Annotated in this window: 24 protein-coding genes; 13 read left to right on the top strand and 11 right to left on the bottom strand. The window is 67.4% G+C overall.

The genetic code is table 11. The annotated features are described in order from the left end of the window. The first annotated feature begins 29 nt into the window (after positions 1-29). A complete protein-coding gene (locus BKN51_RS33565) occupies positions 30-323 on the top strand; it encodes a GroES family chaperonin (RefSeq protein WP_101611429.1) in 294 nt (97 codons plus the stop codon). A 27-nt stretch (positions 324-350) separates the two neighbouring features. Next, a complete protein-coding gene (locus BKN51_RS33560) occupies positions 351-2,198 on the top strand; it encodes a VanW family protein (RefSeq protein ID WP_101611428.1) in 1,848 nt (615 codons plus the stop codon). Positions 2,199-2,201: 3 nt separating this feature from the next. Here the strand turns inward: BKN51_RS33560 and BKN51_RS33555 are convergent, their stop codons facing one another. From BKN51_RS33555 to mug, 6 genes are all read right to left on the bottom strand, one after another. Next, a complete protein-coding gene (locus BKN51_RS33555) occupies positions 2,202-2,918 on the bottom strand; it encodes a leucine-rich repeat domain-containing protein (protein WP_101611427.1) in 717 nt (238 codons plus the stop codon). Between the two features lie 21 nt (positions 2,919-2,939). Further along, positions 2,940-3,236, bottom strand: a complete 297-nt coding sequence (locus BKN51_RS33550; protein ID WP_101611426.1) for a GlsB/YeaQ/YmgE family stress response membrane protein — start codon at positions 3,234-3,236, stop codon at positions 2,940-2,942. A 74-nt stretch (positions 3,237-3,310) separates the two neighbouring features. After that, the gene (locus BKN51_RS33545) at positions 3,311-3,586 is read right to left on the bottom strand and encodes a GlsB/YeaQ/YmgE family stress response membrane protein (RefSeq protein WP_101611425.1); all 276 of its coding nucleotides are present in this window, start codon (positions 3,584-3,586) and stop codon (positions 3,311-3,313) included. 124 nt (positions 3,587-3,710) lie between these two features. Further along, positions 3,711-5,555: an acyl-CoA dehydrogenase gene (locus BKN51_RS33540; RefSeq protein WP_101611424.1), complete on the bottom strand. Its 1,845-nt coding sequence runs from the start codon at positions 5,553-5,555 to the stop codon at positions 3,711-3,713. 139 nt (positions 5,556-5,694) lie between these two features. Beyond that, a complete protein-coding gene (locus tag BKN51_RS33535) occupies positions 5,695-6,498 on the bottom strand; it encodes a response regulator transcription factor (protein ID WP_233223044.1) in 804 nt (267 codons plus the stop codon). A 278-nt stretch (positions 6,499-6,776) separates the two neighbouring features. Continuing rightward, positions 6,777-7,328, bottom strand: a complete 552-nt coding sequence (gene mug, locus BKN51_RS33530) for a G/U mismatch-specific DNA glycosylase (RefSeq protein WP_101611422.1) — start codon at positions 7,326-7,328, stop codon at positions 6,777-6,779. A 28-nt stretch (positions 7,329-7,356) separates the two neighbouring features. Here mug and BKN51_RS33525 point away from each other — a divergent pair, with 28 nt between their 5' ends. Together BKN51_RS33525 and BKN51_RS43655 are read left to right on the top strand one after the other, a co-directional pair. Further along, positions 7,357-8,010 (top strand): class I SAM-dependent methyltransferase, encoded by a 654-nt coding sequence (locus BKN51_RS33525; RefSeq protein ID WP_101611421.1) that lies wholly within the window; start codon positions 7,357-7,359, stop codon positions 8,008-8,010. 97 nt (positions 8,011-8,107) lie between these two features. Further along, the gene (locus BKN51_RS43655; RefSeq protein WP_168214447.1) at positions 8,108-8,278 is read left to right on the top strand and encodes a hypothetical protein; all 171 of its coding nucleotides are present in this window, start codon (positions 8,108-8,110) and stop codon (positions 8,276-8,278) included. Here the strand turns inward: BKN51_RS43655 and BKN51_RS33520 are convergent. Beyond that, positions 8,225-8,908, bottom strand: coding sequence for a VanZ family protein (locus BKN51_RS33520; RefSeq protein ID WP_101611420.1), 684 nt, complete (start codon positions 8,906-8,908; stop codon positions 8,225-8,227). The two genes, BKN51_RS43655 and BKN51_RS33520, sit on opposite strands and share 54 nt — an antisense overlap. 150 nt (positions 8,909-9,058) lie before the next feature. On the opposite strand from BKN51_RS33520, the gene BKN51_RS33515 reads away from it, so the two are divergent. From BKN51_RS33515 to BKN51_RS33500, 4 genes are all read left to right on the top strand, one after another. Next, positions 9,059-9,547, top strand: coding sequence for a GNAT family N-acetyltransferase (locus tag BKN51_RS33515; RefSeq protein WP_101611419.1), 489 nt, complete (start codon positions 9,059-9,061; stop codon positions 9,545-9,547). 14 nt (positions 9,548-9,561) lie between these two features. Then, positions 9,562-10,347 (top strand): alpha/beta fold hydrolase, encoded by a 786-nt coding sequence (locus BKN51_RS33510; protein WP_101611418.1) that lies wholly within the window; start codon positions 9,562-9,564, stop codon positions 10,345-10,347. Between the two features lie 77 nt (positions 10,348-10,424). Beyond that, on the top strand, positions 10,425-12,110 hold the full coding sequence (locus BKN51_RS33505; protein WP_101611417.1) for a bifunctional metallophosphatase/5'-nucleotidase: 1,686 nt from the start codon (positions 10,425-10,427) through the stop codon (positions 12,108-12,110). Positions 12,111-12,233: 123 nt separating this feature from the next. Then, positions 12,234-12,572 (top strand): MmcQ/YjbR family DNA-binding protein, encoded by a 339-nt coding sequence (locus BKN51_RS33500; protein ID WP_101613609.1) that lies wholly within the window; start codon positions 12,234-12,236, stop codon positions 12,570-12,572. On the opposite strand, the gene BKN51_RS33495 is transcribed toward BKN51_RS33500, so the two are convergent. Together BKN51_RS33495 and BKN51_RS33490 are read right to left on the bottom strand one after the other, a co-directional pair. Beyond that, positions 12,569-13,096: a GNAT family N-acetyltransferase gene (locus tag BKN51_RS33495; protein ID WP_101611416.1), complete on the bottom strand. Its 528-nt coding sequence runs from the start codon at positions 13,094-13,096 to the stop codon at positions 12,569-12,571. The genes BKN51_RS33500 and BKN51_RS33495 overlap by 4 nt on opposite strands. A 32-nt stretch (positions 13,097-13,128) precedes the next feature. Next, complete coding sequence (locus BKN51_RS33490) at positions 13,129-13,521, bottom strand: TIGR03618 family F420-dependent PPOX class oxidoreductase (RefSeq protein WP_101611415.1); 393 nt, start codon at positions 13,519-13,521, stop codon at positions 13,129-13,131. A gap of 36 nt (positions 13,522-13,557) precedes the next feature. Between BKN51_RS33490 and BKN51_RS33485 the strand changes: the two genes are divergently transcribed. Both BKN51_RS33485 and BKN51_RS33480 read left to right on the top strand, forming a co-directional pair. Then, positions 13,558-13,959: a DUF4279 domain-containing protein gene (locus BKN51_RS33485; protein ID WP_101611414.1), complete on the top strand. Its 402-nt coding sequence runs from the start codon at positions 13,558-13,560 to the stop codon at positions 13,957-13,959. A 194-nt stretch (positions 13,960-14,153) separates the two neighbouring features. After that, a complete protein-coding gene (locus BKN51_RS33480) occupies positions 14,154-14,807 on the top strand; it encodes a hypothetical protein (protein ID WP_101611413.1) in 654 nt (217 codons plus the stop codon). Here BKN51_RS33480 and BKN51_RS33475 read toward each other — a convergent pair. Further along, complete coding sequence (locus BKN51_RS33475) at positions 14,804-15,295, bottom strand: GNAT family N-acetyltransferase (RefSeq protein ID WP_101611412.1); 492 nt, start codon at positions 15,293-15,295, stop codon at positions 14,804-14,806. The two genes, BKN51_RS33480 and BKN51_RS33475, sit on opposite strands and share 4 nt — an antisense overlap. Before the next feature lie 68 nt (positions 15,296-15,363). Between BKN51_RS33475 and BKN51_RS33470 the strand changes: the two genes are divergently transcribed. Continuing rightward, a complete protein-coding gene (locus BKN51_RS33470; protein WP_101611411.1) occupies positions 15,364-15,627 on the top strand; it encodes a DUF3892 domain-containing protein in 264 nt (87 codons plus the stop codon). Here BKN51_RS33470 and BKN51_RS33465 read toward each other — a convergent pair. After that, positions 15,624-16,148, bottom strand: coding sequence for a hypothetical protein (locus tag BKN51_RS33465; RefSeq protein ID WP_233223043.1), 525 nt, complete (start codon positions 16,146-16,148; stop codon positions 15,624-15,626). The two genes, BKN51_RS33470 and BKN51_RS33465, sit on opposite strands and share 4 nt — an antisense overlap. Before the next feature lie 174 nt (positions 16,149-16,322). Here BKN51_RS33465 and BKN51_RS33460 point away from each other — a divergent pair, with 174 nt between their 5' ends. After that, positions 16,323-16,577 carry a hypothetical protein gene (locus BKN51_RS33460; protein ID WP_101611409.1) on the top strand — a complete coding sequence of 85 codons (255 nt, stop codon included), beginning with the start codon at positions 16,323-16,325 and terminating at the stop codon, positions 16,575-16,577. Continuing rightward, positions 16,574-16,984, top strand: coding sequence for a type II toxin-antitoxin system VapC family toxin (locus BKN51_RS33455; RefSeq protein WP_101611408.1), 411 nt, complete (start codon positions 16,574-16,576; stop codon positions 16,982-16,984). The genes BKN51_RS33460 and BKN51_RS33455 overlap by 4 nt, the downstream gene beginning before the upstream one ends. Positions 16,985-17,252 lie beyond the last annotated feature (268 nt).

Below are 17,252 nucleotides of genomic sequence, written 5' to 3'. Positions count from 1 at the left end.
TGTCAGACGGGCCGAAACTCGAGATTCAAATGCTGCAGGACAGGGTGCTCGTGAAGCTGTCCCCCGAGGACGGCGAGCGCCGGAGCTCCGGCGGGATCGTCATCCCCGCCACGGCGCAGGTCGCGCGGCGGCTCTCGTGGGGTGATGTACTGGGCGTGGGCAACAGTGTGCGGAACGTCAAGACCGGCGACCGCGTGCTGTTCAACCCGGACGACCAGCACGAGGTCGAGATCCAGGGCGAGGGGCACCTGGTGATGCGGGAGCGGGACATCCACGCCGTGGCGACCGAACGGTCCGAACACGGCACGGGGCTTTACCTGTAGCTCCGGTCGCGGGAGGGGTGGTGAGAGTTGGCGCGCGATGATCACGACGAACCGGGCACCGACCTGTTCACCGACGAGCTCCTTCCTTCCCCGGAGACCGACGAAGACCTGGTAGACGAGCTTTTCGAGGGCGACAGGGTGGTGCACCCGCCGCCGACGCCCGCCTCGAAGTTCCGCAAGGGCCTCGGCAAGGCCTTCATGACCGCCGGGCTGCTCATGGGCCTGTTCGTGCTCGCGTACGCGGTGGACCTGATCGTCAGCGCCGGGGACGTTCCGCGCGGGGTCACCGTCGCGGGGATCGACGTCGGCGGCCTCACGCACAAGGACGCCGAGTCGAAGCTTCGCCGCGAGCTGGAGCCGAAGCTGATCGAGCCGGTGCGGATCCGCGCGGGAGACGTCCGCACGGTGCTGTACCCCACGTCTTCCGGCCTCGGGCTCGACTGGCCTCAGACGCTGGGCCGAGCCGGTCATCAGCCGTTGAGCCCGTACACGCGGGTGATGTCGTTCTTCACCAGCCGTGAGGTCGGCGTCGTCACCTGGACCGACGCGCCGAAGCTCGAAAGAGCCGTCACGGACCTCGCCGCCGCGAAGCTGAATCGTCCGCCGGTCGAGGGGAACATCGCCTTCCAGCCCGTCGCGGGCAGCGACGGCGGTGTCCTCCCGGTCGCGGTCGAACCGCGGTCCGGGCAGACGCTCGCCGACCCCAAGGCCGCGGTCACCGCGGTCACCGACGGCTGGCTGAGCGACGGCGGTGTCGAGCTGAAGGTGACCGTCGCGCCGGTGAAGGCGAATTCGCCGGGGGTGCACGCGGCGCTGGCCAAGATCGTCGTCCCGGCGGTGGCGAAACCGCTGGTCATCCGCGGCGAGGGCAAGGACGCGACGCTGAAACCGGACACGATCGCGGGCTCCTTCCAGTTCGCCGCCCGCGACGACGGCAACCTCGAAGTCCGCATCGACCAGGGCAAACTGCGGGCCGCGGCGCAGCCGCAGCTCAAGGAGACCGAGACCGACGGGGCGGACGCGCAGATCGTCTTCGTCGGCGACAGGCCCGCCGTCCAGCCGTCGAAGGACGCGCGGAAGGTCAACTGGGACCTCACGTTCACCGCGCTGACCACGGTGCTCGGGAAGAGCGACGAGCGAGAGCTGAAAGCGGTCTACGACGCCAGCAGTCCGGCCGTCAGCACCGACGCGGCGAACGTCCTCGGCATCAACGAGGTCATCGGCGAGTTCACCACGTCGGGTCTGAGCGGGCCGTCGATGACGAACACGCAGACGCTGGCCACCCGCGTCTCCGGCACCATCGTGAAGCCGAACGAGACGTTCAGCCTCGGCGCGCGGTCCGGGCCGAGGACGGCGGCCGCGGGTTATGTCCCCGCCCCGGCGAACGAGGACGGCACCGGTCCGGTCGTGGTCGGCGGCGGCGTCTCGCAGCTGGCGACGACGCTCTACAACGCCGCGTACCTGGCGGGGCTCGCCGACGGCGGGCATCTGGAGCACGACAACTACCTGGACCGCTATCCGGTCGCGCGCGACGTCAAGGCGATCAACAACGACGGTTCACCGGTCGAGATGCAGATCGTCAACGACGCCCCGACCGGGATCGCGATCCAGGTGATCCCCGCCAACGGTTCGGTGACCGTGCGGATCTGGGGCACGAAGCGCTTTTCGGTCCAGAGCGTCGGCGGCGAACGGCACTCCTACGTCCCCCAGCCGGTGCAGGTCGGCTCGGGCCCCGGGTGTGTGCCGGATCCCGGCGCCGCCGGTTTCAGCACCTCGGACACCCGCGTGCTCGTCGACGTCGTCACCGGCACGGAGGTCCGCCGGGAGACCCGCAACGCGACCTACTCGCCGCGGATCACGATCCTCTGCACCTGAGCCTCACCTCAGCACCATGCAGCCGAGGGCCTCGAAGTCCGCGAGCCACGACGGCTCCCGGAGTTCCTTGTTCCACCGCAGATCCAGTTTGTCCAATTTGGACAGCCGGGCGATCGAATCCGGCAGCGTGGTGAGCCGGTTCTCGCGCAGGTCCAGCTGGCGCAATTCGCTCAGCTCGCCGAGGGAGTCCGGCAACGACGTCAGCCGGTTCTTCCGCAAATGCAGTTCGCGCAACGAGGAAAGCGTCCCCAGCGACTCCGGCAACGCGGTCAATCCGTTGCCGTACAAGCGAAGTTCGCGCAGTGAGGCCAGGCCGGACAGATCGTCCGGCAGCGTCGCGATCCGATTGTCCGTGCACCCCAGGTATTTCAGCCGACCGAGCGAGCACAGCGCGACGGGGAACTCGGTCAGCCGGTTGTCGCTCACGTAAAGGTATTCCGTCAGCCCGGAAAGCTCGCCGAGCTCGTCCGGCAGGGCGGTGAGTTCGTTGTGGCCCAGGTCCAGCGTGTGCAACTGCCGCAGGGCGCCGATCGACGGCGGGACGGAGGTCAGCCGGTTGGTGGCCAGATTCAGCACCCGGAGCCCGGAAAGCGACCAGAGCTCGTCGGGAACCGACGTCAACCGGTTGTCGTACAGGTCCAGGTATTCGAGCGATGCCGGGAGGGGGATGCCGGACAGGGAGGTCAGCCCCTGGCCACTGAGTTCGAGTCGAGTGGTCACAGGGGCCGACCGTAGCCCTGGTCAGGTCATGGCGCGGTGCCCGCCGCCCTTGACCTTCGCGTAGATGGCGGCCGCGGCGATGACGCCGACGACGGCCGCGCCGACCTGGAAGGCGTGCCGGATCCAGTCGATGCCCGCGGTGTCGCGGACGCCGAACACGCCTGCCAGCCAGTTGCCGATGAAAGCGGCGATGATGCCGACCACGATCGTCAGCCACATCGGGATCTTCTGATCGCCGGACGCCAGCATCCGGCCGATGACGCCGAGGATCAGGCCCACCACGATCGTGGTGATGATGCCCCAAAGGCCACCCAACATGGTTCCTCCTTCGCTGGAGAATCGAGTTGGGCCCACCGTGACACCAAAATGGCCTTGTCGCGCCTCAAGACCCCTTACCGGGTGACACCCCGGCGTCCGTAGAGATTCGCCGCCAGGGTGACTCCGATGCCGGCGACGACGATCTGGGTGATGAGTTCGAGCCAGTCGAAGCCGTTGGTGTCCGCGTAGCCGAGACCGCGGGCGATCCAGGTGCCGATGAAGGCGGCGGCGATACCCACCACGATCGTCAGCCAGATCGGGATCGACTGCTTGCCGGGGGCGAAGAACCTACCGAGCACCCCGAGGATCAAACCGACCACGATCGCCGTGATGATGCCGGTGACTGTCATTGCGACTCCTTTGCCGAGGTCTCCGCCGAGGGGCGGACTCAGCACGGAAATTCCCCCGGGAAACCCCCTCGAAACCAGAAAGGCCCCCTCCCGCGCCGGGAGAGGGCCTTTCTCACGAAATCGTTTAGAAAGCGGCCTCGGAGATGTCCATGAGGCTGTTGTCCGCGGCCTCGACGATCGCCCGGCGCGACGTCAGCTCCGGCAGCACGCTCTTCGCGAAGAACGACGCCACGGCGATCTTGCCCTCGTAGAACGGGGTGTCCTTCGCCGACGCACCCGCGTCGAGCTTGCCGATGGCGACCTCGGCGTGCCTGATGAGCCGCCAGCCGATGAGCAGATCGCCGACCGACATCAGCAGGCGGACCGTGTGCTGGCCGACCTTGTTGATGTTCTGCGGGTCTTCCTGCGACGTGGTCAGGTAGCCGATCAGCGAGCCGAGCATGCCCTGGGTGTCTTCGAGCGCCTGCTTGAGCAGACCGCGCTCGTTCTTGAGCCGCCCGTTGCCGATCTCCGACTCGATGGTCTTCGTGATCTCCCCGGCGAGGTAGGCCAGCGAAGCGCCCTTGTCGCGGACGATCTTGCGGAAGAAGAAGTCCAGCGACTGGATGGCCGTGGTGCCTTCGTACAGCGAGTCGATCTTCGCGTCGCGGATGTACTGCTCGATCGGGTAGTCCTGCAGGAAGCCCGACCCGCCGAGGGTCTGCAGCGACTGCACGAGCTGCTCGGTCGCGCGCTCCGAGCCGACGCCCTTGACGATCGGCAGCAGCAGGTCGTTGACGCCGTGCGCGATCTTCTGGGAGGCCTCGTCGCCCTCGCCGGTCCACACCTGGTCCTGGAACGTCGCGGTGTAGAGGTACACCGAACGCAGGCCCTCGGCGTACGCCTTCTGCAGCATCAGCGAGCGGCGGACGTCCGGGTGGTGGGTGATCGTGACGCGCGGCGCCGTCTTGTTCAGCATGTTCGGCAGGTCGGCGCCCTGGACGCGCTCCTTGGCGTACTCGAGCGCGTTGAGGTAACCGGTCGACAGCGTCGCGATGGCCTTCGTGCCGACCATCATGCGGGCGTACTCGATGACCTGGAACATCTGCGCGATGCCGTCGTGCACCTCGCCGAGCAGCCAGCCCTTGGCGGGGGTGCCGTGCTGGCCGAAGGTCAGCTCGCAGGTGGTCGAGGCCTTGATGCCCATCTTGTGCTCGACGTTGGTGACGAAGGCGCCGTTGCGCTCGCCCAGCTCACCGGTCTTGCCGTCGAAGTGGAACTTCGGCACGAGGAACAGCGACAGGCCCTTGGTGCCGGCCTTGGTCTCGATGCCGGGGCCCTCGGGACGGGCCAGCACCAGGTGCATGATGTTCTCGACCATGTCGTTCTCGGCCGAGGTGATGAACCGCTTCACGCCGTCGATGTGCCAGGAGCCGTCCTCCTGCTTGACGGCCTTGGCGCGGCCCGCGCCGACGTCGGAACCGGCGTCGGGCTCGGTGAGCACCATCGTCGCGCCCCAGCCGCGATCGATCATGATCTGCGCCCAGTGCTTCTGCTCTTCGGTGCCGTTCTTGTCGACGATCCCGGCGAAGCTCGGGCCCGCCATGTACATGAACAGCGGCGCGTTGGCGCCGAGGATCAGCTCGGCCGCGGCCCACTGCACGGTCGGGGGCAGGCCGAAGCCGCCCAGTTCGTTCGGCAGGCCGAGCCGCCACCATTCGCCGTCCATCAGCGCCTGGTAGCTCTTCTTGAACGACTCGGGGATCTTCACCGAGAAGGTCTTCGGGTCGTACACCGGCGGGTTGCGGTCCGCGTCGGCGTACGAGTCGGCGAGGGGACCGGAAGCGAGCTTGTTCAGCTCGGTCAGCACGCCGCGCGCGGTCTCCTCGTCGGATTCCGCGAGGACGCCCTTGCCGAGGCGGTCCTGTACGCCGAGGACCTCGAAGAGGTTGAACTCCAGGTCTCGGACGTTGCTCTTGTAGTGGCCCATTTCGTCACTCCAATGTGTTCGGCTCCCCGGCCGGGCACACGTCCCCTACTCGCCGGTAACTTCAGGATATTACCTGTGGGTAACCGGCGGCAAGTGAATGGCCACTGTTGTGATGTGTAAATCAGCAATACAGGGGGTCTCAGCGGGGTGACGGCGCGATCGAAGGGGCGGGCGTGGCGTCCGCCGGATTGTGCGCGTCATCCGGATGCGTGACCAGGATGCCGGACCGGAAGGCGATGGTGACCGCGTGTGTCCGGTCGCGGGCGGAAAGCTTGCGCAGGATGCTCTTGACGTGCGTCCGCACGGTTTCCACGGACAGGAACAGGATTTTTGCGATCCCGGAGTTCTCCAGCCCCTCGGCGACCAACTGAAGGACCTGGTACTCGCGGCGGGACAGCGGCATCAGGCCGCGCGCGGTCGCGGGTTTGGGCGCGTCGCCCGGTTTCGGGAGGACGGGCTGGCGCTTCGGTCGCGCCGTCAACGCGGCCAGCGTCGGGTCGATGTAGCGGCGGTCACTGTGCGCGCGCCGGATCGCCTCGGTCAGATGCCGCCCGTCGGTCGCCCGCGGCACGATCGCGTGCACCCCGGCCGCGATGGCCGCGGCGAGGTACTGCTGCGTGCGGTTGGTGTCCCTGACCAGCGTGATGATGACCAGCGCCGGATCGCCGTTGCTGAGCAGCCGGGACAGGTGGCAGTTCGGGTCGAGCGCCGAATCCAGCACGATCACGTCCGGTTTGAGCTGCTCGCACAACTGGAGCGCGGCGTGATGGCTGTTCGCGTGCCCGAGCCACTGCAGCCCCGGCGTGCGGTGGACCAGCGAACTCAGGCCCTCGCAGAAGATCGGGATCGGATCGACGGCGGCCACGCCGAGGCCTCGTCCGCCTGGTGGCAGTCCGCCAGGCCTCCCGGCCTGCGTTCGGTTCGGCTCGATGCTTCGCGTCACGGACCCCTCCGTTTTCCTGCCCGTCATCCCCGGACGAGAGGACATGACGTCCATTCGGCGCCCACGGCCCCCCGGCGTGGTCACCCTCGTCAACCGGTCCCCCCTGCGGGACCGGACGGAAATAACACCTCGTAACTATTACGAGTCAGTAGGTCGGCGGACGTGACGCGGTATCCCCCTCATAGATGTATCGCATCGTCGCAGCAAACTCTGCGTATCTGCTGGTTGTGGATCTCTGGCTCGAATGAGCGCGCCGGCGGGAGAACTTGGCGCGTTCACTACTCAGAGTGGACTTCGGCGCGGAGCCGGCCGAACTCGTCCCCGAGCGCCGCGGGTGTCCAATGCGCGTTCAGCCCGCTCGGATTCGGCAGAACCCAGACGTTGGTGCCCCCGATCCCGCTCTCCTGCGGGCCGACCTTCGCCTTCGGCAGGCCGAAGGCGGTCCGGAAGGCCGTGATCCCGACCACGGCGAGCCAGCGTGGCCGGTATTCGGCGACCCTCGCGGTGAGGAGCCGTCCGCCTTCGAGGAATTCGTCCTTCGTCAGCTCGTCGGCTCGCGCCGTCGTCCGCGCGACGACGTTCGTGATGCCGAGGCCGAGTTCGAGCAGCTCGTCCTGCTCGCCGGGGTCGAACAGGCGCGGGGTGAAACCGCCGCGATGCAGCGCGGGCCAGAACCGGTTCCCGGGCCTGGCGAAGTGCAGGCCGAGCGCGCCGGAGTAGAGGCCGGGGTTGATCCCGCAGAACAGCACGTCCAGGCCCGGCGCGATGACGTCGTCGATGGTCTTGCCGTACGCGGCGGCCAGTTCGTCCTTGGTCGGTTTTGTCCTCACGGAGCCAGTTTCCGGCACGCTGGCGGGTATGGATCAGGGGGCGTTCACGGCCGATGGCTGTCCTGTCGAGGTGTACCGGCTGTTGCCGCCCGGCGACGAGCCCGGGATCGTGCACGCGGCGGTCCCGGAGGGCGCCTCGATCCTGGAGCTCGGCAGCGGCGTCGGGCGGGTCACGCACGCACTACTGGAACTGGGGCATCCGGTGGTCGCGGTGGACGACTCGCCGGAGATGCTCGCCCACGTCCGCACCGAGTCGATGTGCTCGAAGATCGAGGATCTGCGGCTCGGCCGGGTCTTCGACGTGGTCCTGCTGGGCAGTCATCTGGTCAACACCGCCGCGGACGCCGACCGCGAGGCCTTCTTGACCACCGCTCGCGCGCATGTCGCACCCGGCGGGCGAGTGCTGGTCGAATGGCATCCGCCGGAGTGGTTCGACTCGGTCCGGGACGGCAGGGGCGGGCGCCTCGGGGAGGTCGATGTCCGGCTCGACGAGATCGTCCGCGACGGCGACCTGCTCTCGGCTGTCGTCCGGTACTCGGCCGGGGAGCACTGGTGGAACCAGCCGTTCACCTGCCGACGGCTGGGTCTGTCGGCGCTGCACGCCGCCCTGGCCGGGGCCGGGCTGGCTTTCGAACGCTGGTGCGCCGACGACCGGACTTGGTTCTCGGCCATCCCGGCGTGATCCGCGACACCCACTTTCGTCGCAAGGGGTGGCCAACTCAGCACGACATGCGTACTGTTTGTGATCTCGCACACAAGGTCGTCTTCGAGGAGGAGTTTTGCAGCTTTCGCTCATCCTCGGCCTGGTCGCGTTGATCTTCGTGGTGGCCACCGTGCTGGTGGTCGCGGAAGACCGGCGGGCCGCGCGGCGCGCGGCCCAGCGACGGCAGGCGAGACTAGCGAACCTGGGCGAGGTCGATCCGCTCGCTGCGCACCGGCTGCGTCAATGAGCCCTCGGCGGTAGCAAGTACGTCGGGCTGAAGTTCGACCGTTGAAGGAACAGGCTTCCGCACGAGGCTGAGCAGCAGGGCTCCGGCGATCCAGCCGAGCATCGCGCCACCCGTGTTGTTGAGCAGGTCGTCGACGTCGAAGATCCGGTAGACGTGGGGCGCGGTGCCGAAGTTCGCGGTCAGCTGCGTGATCTCGATCAGCAGCGAAGCGGCGAGACCGATCAGCGTCGTGCCGATCAGGCCGCGCTTCCACAGCGTCCTGGCGAAGAACCCGAGTGGGACGAACAGCAGCACGTTCATGGTGGCCTGCTGGAAGGTCTGGGTGGTGAACCAGTCGGCCATCGGCAGCCCGTGCTTGAGCAGTTCGGTGTGGATGTCGGTGATCCACTGGAACGGATGCAGCTGCACGGTCTGGCTCGGTCGTTTGACGCCGGGCCCGGGCAGCGGCAGGAAGGTCACCGCCAGGGTCATCGTGGCGTAGAGCAGCACGGCGGCCATGGTCAGGACGGGACGAAGGCGCACCCGGCCGCGCGAGTGCAGGACGATCAGCTGCGGGATCAGCACCGTCGCCCAGAGCGCGAAGAAGCCGATCAAGCCGTACTGCAGGGCGGTGACCTGTGCGTTCGTCATGACAGTGACGTTATGGATCTCGGGGGTCCCGACACTTCGGTCGAAGGGCCGCGGCGGCCGGGGCCGGATCGGCCAAGTGGCCGACCTTGATCTTGGCCGATCGGCGATATTCATTCCCCAGGGCGACGGTGGACGTGGGATTCTGCCCGGATGTTGCTCGTTCGACGGCTGACCTCCGAAGACCTCGACGTCTTCCGTGAGATCCGCCTGCGTGCCCTGACGGACACCCCCGAGAACTACGGCTCGATCGCCGCTGCCGAACGGGCTCAGCCCGACGAAGAGTGGCTCGCGAGGCTGGCCGGAGACGCCTGGTTCGCCGCTTTCGACGGCGGCCGTCCGGTCGGCCTGGTCGCCGGGCGGGCGCGCGAAGACGGCTGGATCCTCTACTCGATGTGGGTCGCGCCCGACGCCCGCGGCCAAGGATTGGGCTCGAAGCTGATGGGTGAGGTGCGGTCGGCCGCCGAGGACGACGGCGCCCGGGAGGTGTGGCTGCACGTCGCGGAGGACAACGACCGGGCGCGGCGGCTGTATCTGAAACTCGGCTTCATCGCGACGGGGGAACTGGAGCCGATGCCGAACGACGTCACCCGGAGGCGTGAGCGTCTTTTTTTACCTGTTACCGCCGGTAGCAGTAAATAGTCTAACCTCGCGGGATGGACAACGTCGTCTTCGACCGCGCGGGCAAGGGCGAGCCGCTGGTGCTGATCCACGGGGTCGGCCACCGGCGCCAGGCCTGGTCGCCCGTGCTCGGCCTGCTCACCCCGCACCGCGACGTCATCACCGTCGACCTGCCCGGCTTCGGCGAATCGGCACCGCACTCCGGCGGTTACGGCGTCGAAGCCGCTGTCGAGATGTTCGGGAAGTTCTTCCGCGAACTGGGCCTAGGCAAACCGCACGTCGCGGGCAACTCGCTCGGCGGGCTGCTCTCGCTCGCGCTCGGGGAAGCGGGTCTCGTCCGCAGTGTGACGGCGTTGTCCCCGGCAGGGCTGTGGACGCCGCGGCAGCAGCGGTACGCGCTGAGCATGCTGCGCACCCACCGCCTGCTCGCCGAGAGGATCCCCGAGCACACCGCGCGGCGCCTCGCCGCGACACCGGCGGGCCGGTCGGTGCTGACCGGGATGATCGTCGGCCGTCCGGACCGGCTCACCACGCAGGTCGTCATGGAGGACATCCGCGCGCTCGCGGGCTGCCCCGGCTTCCGGCCGACGCTGGAACAGGCCCGCGGCGGCTTTCGGTTCGCGGGCGTCGTCGAGGACGTCCCGGTGACCATCGCGTGGGCGCGGCACGACCGCATCCTCGCCCGCCCGAAGGCCGCCGAGCTGCGCCGGATCGCGCCGAAGGCGGAACTGCTGGTCCTTCCGGGCTGCGGGCACGTGCCGATGAACGACGAACCCGAGCTGGTGGCACGGGTGCTCCTGAACGGTTCACGTGACATGTGACGTTTGCTTATCGTCCTGCTTTTTCCTCTGGTGAAGGTCAGGTTCGCCAGGCAAACTCCTCCGCCGTGCGCCCCATAATGAAGCTTTCCACCAGGCTGGCCGTCATCACCGGTGCCGCGTTGACCGCGCTGGCCACCGTCGCCGCGCCCGCGTCCGCCGCGCCGGCCACCACCGACGTCCGGATCGTCACGTTCAACGATCTGCACGGCAACCTCGAACCGCCGTCCGGCTCCAGCGGCCGTGTCACGCTGCCCGGTGGCGCGACGGTCAACGCGGGCGGCGCCGCCTACCTCGCGACGCACCTGAAGCGGCTTCGCGGCGAAGCGCGCAACTCCGTCGTGCTTTCGGCCGGTGACAGCATCGGCGCGTCGCCGGTGATCTCGGCGTTGTTCCACGACGAGCCGACCGTCGAGCTGCTGAACCTGCTCGGTGTCGAGGCGTCCGTGGTGGGGAACCACGAATTCGACGAGGGCCTCAAGGAGCTCCGCCGGATCCAGAACGGCGGCTGCCACCCGACCGACGGCTGCCAGTTCCGGAAGTCCTTCAAGGGCGCGAACTTCCCGTTCCTGGGGGCCAACGTGTACTACGAGAACGGCTTCCCGGCGTTGCTGCCGTTCAGCATCGAGTTCTCCGGCGGCGTCCCGATCGGTGTCATCGGCGCGACGCTGAAGGACCTGCCGCAGGTCGTCACCCCGGAGGCGATCAAGGGCCTCAAGTTCGGCGAAGAGGTCCAGGCGATCGACCGCACCGCCAAGCTGCTCGACCTCTTCGGCGTCAAGGCGCAGGTCGTGCTGCTGCACCAGGGTGACAACTCCGAGACCGCCGGACCCGACGAGTGCAAGGTCAAGCCGGGTGCCGCGACCGCGATCGCGCAGAAGGTCTCGTCCAAAGTGGACGCGATCTTCACCGGGCACAGCCACCAGCAGTACAACTGCGTGATCAACGACCCCTCAGGCAACCCGCGCCCGGTGATCCAGGGCGCGTCGTTCGGGCGTCTCCTGTCCGTCGTGGACCTGAAGATCGACCGCCGGACCCGCGACGTCGTGCGCGGCGAGACCAAGGCGCACAACGAGATCGTCACCCGCGACGTCACACCGGACGCCGACGTGCAGAAGCTGATCGACGAGGCCAAGGTCAAGGCCGCGCCGATCGCGAACAAGGCCGTCGGCACCATCACCGCGGACCTGGTCGCCAAGGGCGCGGCCTCCGGCGAGTCCCCGCTGGGCGACGTCATCGCCGACGCCCAGCTCGAGGCCACGCTGTCGAACGGCGCGCAGATCGCCATGACGAACCCGGGCGGTATCCGCACGGACTTCACCTACGCGTCCTCGCCCGCCGGTGAAGGCGACGGCGTGGTGACCTACGGCGAGGCGTTCGCCGTGCAGCCGTTCGCGAACATCATGCAGACGATCACGCTCACCGGGGCGAACCTGAAGAACGTGCTCGAGCAGCAGTGGCAGGCGAACGGGATCGTGCGGACCCTGCAGATCTCGAAGTCGCTGAAGTACTCGTTCTCGGCGTCGGCCGCCCAGGGTTCTCGCATCTCGAACCTGACGCTCGACGGCACGCCGATCGACCCGGCGGCGTCGTACCGCGTTTCGGTGAACAACTTCCTCGCCGCCGGCGGGGACGGCTTCACCGAGTTCACGCAGGGGACCAATCTGTCCGGTGGTCCGGTGGATCTGGACGCGCTGATCGCGTACTTCGCGGCGCACCCGGGCATCGCTCCGCCGCCCGCGGACCGGATCATCGCCCTGCCGTAACCCCTCCGCGCGTGCAATGAAGGGGACTTTCATGGCAAATTCTGCAAGGAAAGTCCCCTTCATTGCGTCCGATGCGGACGTTCGGGGGTGGTTTTGTCAGTGACCCAGGGCACAATGTCCGCCATGACGACCTGGGAAGAAGTCGTGGACCTGGCCGGCAGGCTGCCGGAGGTCGAGGAGTCGACGTCGTATCGCACGCCGTCGCTCAAGGTCGCGGGCAAGAACTTCGCCCGGCTGCGCACCGAGGCCGAGGGCGGGCTGATGCTGCTGTGCGAGCACGCGGAGAAGGAGGCCCTGCTGGCCTCCGGAGACCCCGCGTACTTCACCACACCGCATTACGACGGCTATGGCGCGATCCTCGTCGACCTCGAGAAGGTCGAGACGGCGCAATTGCGTGAGCTCATCGAGGAGGCCTGGCGGATGAAGGCACCCGCCAGGCTCACGAAAGGTCTGGACGACTAGCGGAGTTCCCCTTCGAGCAGGCTCATCAGGTACTCGTCGTGCCACTGGCCGTTCTGGCCGCGGAACGACTGCCGATGCCTGCCGTCCACCTGGAACCCGAGCTTCTTGTAGATGTGGATCGCGGCCTCGTTGTCGACGACGACCCACAGCGCGATCATGTGCAGCCGCATCATCTCGAAGCCGTAGCGGCAGAGCGTGCGCATGGCGTCGGTGCCGTAGCCGCCACCCCAGTGATCCTTCTCGCCGAGGTAGATGTCGAGTTCGGCGCGGCCCTGTTCCGGGGTGGCGTCCCGCAGGGAGGCGGTGCCGATCAGCGTGCCGACGGCGAGGCTCTCGATCGCGAAGTCCGCCTGCTCGTAGCTGTTGGGCTTCCGTTTGGCGAAGCGCTCGCGGATCTGGGCGAGCGATTCAGGATGGTCCGCCATCATCCAGCGCATGACCTCCGGGTCGTTGTTCCAGCGCCACAGCGTGTCCGCGTCCTCGGGCTCCAGCGGTCGCAGACGGATCAGTTCACCGGTCAGCATCGTCCATCCCCATCGGTATCGGACTTTCCAGACTATTGGGCGACCCCCTCGAGCAGCCACCGCTTTACGGGGACTTCTATGAGCACTCTGGCGCCGAAGGGTTCGATCTCCCTCCCCGCCGCCCAACCGTCGTACTTCGCCGCGAGCGCCTCGAGAACGTCTTCGCGGAGGTCCCCTCGATGGACGCGCGCCAGGCCTTCGGCTACCGCGGGGGCGTCGTCGTCTTCGAGGGCGAGGCTGACGCGCGGGTCGTTGTCGACGTTGCGCACCTTCACGTTCCGCTCGCCGCTGCCGATCCAGAAGACGTCCTCGAGATACACGAACCACACCGGCGTGACGTGCGGCGAACCGTCCCGTCGGAGGGTGCACAACCAGACGTTGCGCTCCCGCGCGAGGCGTTCGATAAGCGATTGATCACGTTTCACCTGGTCAGCCTGCCCGAAAGCTAGGGTGCCGGGCGTATGAAGGTCCACCAGTACTGCTACTTCGCCTTGAAGAGCGAAACCGTGTCCGCCGGGGAGATCACCGCGCGGCTCGGCATGGCGCCCGACGAGGCCCTGGTACTGGGTTCGCGGTCCGCGGAACACCGGTTACCGCGGATGCACACCTGGAAGGTGACGCATCGCGGTTCGGGACCGGTCGACGACCAGATAGAGAGCGTGATCGGCAGGCTCGCGCCGGTCCGCCCGGGCATCCGGAAGCTGGTGGACGAGGGGGTGAGCGCGGTGCTGCAGGTGGTGCGCTACTTCCATCACCGGGACGGTGACGAGGAATTCGGCTGGCACCTCTCGCCGGCCGTGCTCGCGTTCCTCACCGAAGCCGCCGCCGCGCTGGACGTCGACGAGTACGACCTCAGCGAATGATCCGCCGTTGCCCGTCGAACGAGGTCTCGCCATCTGGTGATCGACCTCGCCAAGCGAGAAGACTGCGAGGCGTGCGGATTCGAAGCCCTGGCCGAGGGGTACCGCCGGTACTTCCGCTGAGCCGGTGCGCGGCGGGAACCCCGGAGATGGTGGGATGGTGCCCCACAGCCGGACAACCCCGTTGGGAGCCCAGCATGTCGAGCGAGAACTGGCCGATGCGTCAAGATCCGGAGTCGCCGGTCATCATCTCCCGGTCGCTGGTGGAGGACCCGTCGAACCTCGCGTTCGTCGTACTCGACGACGACGGTGACTGGTTCATCAGCGACGGCAACGAGTTCTCCGAGGACATGGAACTCAACCGCGACGCTTTCGGCGCGCTGCCCCTGAAGGACGCGGTCGACCTCATCCCCGAAATCGCCGCCCTCGCCGCCCTCCCCACCGGCATGGCCGCCGACTGGGACCCGGAACGGCGCGCGTGGCTGCTGAGCTCGGTCGCCGACTCGGATGACGACGACGAAGACCTCCTCGTGCGCGCCGCCCGCCTCGCCGCGTGGACGCACCCGGGCTCGCCGCTGGAAGAAGTCCAGGTGAGCACCGAACTCGCCGAGATCTCCACCGACCCCGCCGCCCCGGTCCGCGCCGTACGCCAGGTCGTGCGCGAGGCCGACGGCAGCTGGCTGCTCGTCGGCTTCCAGGTGCCGGAGGACGAGGATTTCGAGGTCGAAGCCCTGGAGATGGAGCACGCCGTCACGCTCTACCCGGACGTCGCCCTCGTCCTGAGCGCAGCGCCCGGCCAGGTCTACGACCGTCCGAGCGCCGACGCCCCGTGGGAACTCGTCGAAGGCTAGACGCCGAAGTCGCAGTACATGACGTGCAGCCCGATGCGCCCCAGCGTCGGGTGCTCGAACGCGCCCGGCACCGTTCCGATGATCTCGAACCCGAGCCGCTCGTAGACCCGGATCCCGGCCGCGTTCGACTCGGCGACCGAGTTGAACTGCATCCCCGCGAAACCCTGTTCCCTGGCCCAGGCCAGGGCGTCCGCGCACAGCGCACCGCCGATCCCCTTGCCGCGAACGTCCTTGTCGACCATGAAACTGGCCGTCGACACATGCGATCCGGGCCCGGCGCGGTTCGGACTCATCTTGGCCGTGCCGAGCACCCTGCCGCCCTCGACCGCGACCACCGTCCGGCCCGGCGGCGTCTCGACCCAGGTCTTGCGAGCGTCTTCCTCGGTGAGATCCGGGTCGTAGGTGTACGTGTCCGCGGCGCGCACGACCTCGCGCACGATCGGCCACACCTGGCCCCAGTCGTCGTCGGTGAACCCCCGGATTTCCATGTCCCGCACGCTACCCGTAACAACCACTCCGCCTCGCCCGACTTTCTTCTGCGACCCGAGGAGTTCGGATGGCCGAGTACGAGATCGTCTGCACCGTCCAGACCGGTTGCACCGCCGGTGGCCACATCCTGGCCGTCGGCCGCGGCGGCGATGTGTTGCGGGTCGACGACGTCTACACGTCGATGGACAACGGCGATCGGTACTTCACCGACGCCGACGGCCGCAAAGCCTATGTACGGAAATGGGCATGCACCTGCGGTGTCGGCACGCTGAAGTCCGCGGCCGACGCGACCTTGCGGAACAACCTGGACAGTTTGCCGCTCTGCGGCTAAAAACCGTTCCGGCGGTTCTGAAACCACCGCCAGGCGAAGCCGGAGCCCAAGAGCAGTCCGGCGCCCGTCAAGCCCGCGCCGATCCAGATCTCCGTCGTGCCGGACTTCCGCTCGACCCGTGTTCCGGGCGGCAATTCAGCCGCGATCCCCTCGACCCTGCCCTGGATCGCACGCTGGTCGAAGACGCTCAGATCGCCGTCCTCCAGCAACGTCGTCAGCCAGCGGCGTACCTCGTCGTTCTGCTCACGAGAGAACCCGGGGAAGTCGATCGAGGACGTCCGGAATCCTCCAGGACCGATGCATCTCAGCGGCTCGCCCGAGGACGCGTCGAGGTACTGCCCGATCGTCTCGCATTCGTCGCCCGCCTTGGCGAAAACGACGGTGTACGGCCCCGGGCCACTGCCCGCGTTCAGGCCGACGAGGAGGAAGATCACGCCGACCATCAGGAGTGGGAGTAGCAGCGACCCCGCCAGAAGGAGCAGCAAGGCCGCCGCGGTGCTGTCGCTCGATTTTCTCCGCACGGTGCAGAAGGTAGGTGGGGGCAGTGGGGAGGGGTCCCCAACCCGATTGACCCGGGACTCCATCGGGCGATCTTGTTGGAAAATGGCCCTGACCTGCGAATAGTCTTCACTCTGGCCGGTCGCGCATATGTGGTGTTCACAGGTGGCGCGCATGATTGAGGCTAGGATGGGGGTATGACGACTGGCGAAAGCCCAGATCCGGTTGCACCTCGCGAGGAGGCTCGCCGCCTCCTCGAGGCCGTCCCTGATGAGCGGGTGTCCGCCGCACTGACAGCACTCAGGCAACTGGCCGACGCGCAACCGGACACTGAGACGCCACGTCGACGCTTTCGGACAGTAGGTGTGTTCGACGGCGAGCACGATCTCGGTCGGCGTTCCAAGGAATTGGCCCGTCATGAACTCGGCGGTGGATCGAGTAAGTCGGCGTGATCCTGGTCGACACCGGGGTCGTGGTCGCCATGGGCAACCGGCGCGACGATGACCACGAACGCTGCACAGAACTCCTTGCCTCGACGCTCGAACCGCTGATCCTGCCGGAGCCGCTGTTGGTGGAGATCGGCTACATGCTCGGCTCGCGTGCCGGCTCTTCAGCAGAGGCCGATTTCCTTCGCGACGTCGCAGATGGGCTCTATACCGTCGAGTCCATGATGCTCGCCGACATCGCGAGGGCTGCCGATCTGGTGGAGAAGTACGCCGACCTCCCATTGGGGACTGCCGATGCTTGCGTCATCGCACTCGCGGAGCGGCTCGGCGTGACACGTGTGGCGACGCTCGATACGCGCCATTTCTCTGTCGTCAAGCCAAAGCATATTCCCGCGTTCACCTTGTTGCCCTGAATGTGGCAGCGACCTGTCCTGCGCGTCCACTGAGTCGTTGGACAATAGCGAAAGCTCATGTCCTAAGTGGACTATTCAGGTAGTGTTCGCCCTGAGAAACTATGTGCCATAGGGAATCTTTAGGTCAAGATCAGCTCACGGCGACCGGTGCTGGCGCGACTCTGGCAGGACGCGTGCGTGGTTCTAAACGATCGCCACGTTCTCGCGCACTTTCTGGCAGTGGAAACCGTTGAAGATCTCGAAGGACAAGAGCTTTGGCATGCCGGAA

Source organism: Amycolatopsis sp. BJA-103, from assembly GCF_002849735.1.
Lineage (GTDB): Bacteria > Actinomycetota > Actinomycetes > Mycobacteriales > Pseudonocardiaceae > Amycolatopsis.
The sequence above is the reverse complement of the archived record's forward strand: the minus strand, read 5'-3'. Positions and strand labels throughout refer to the sequence as shown.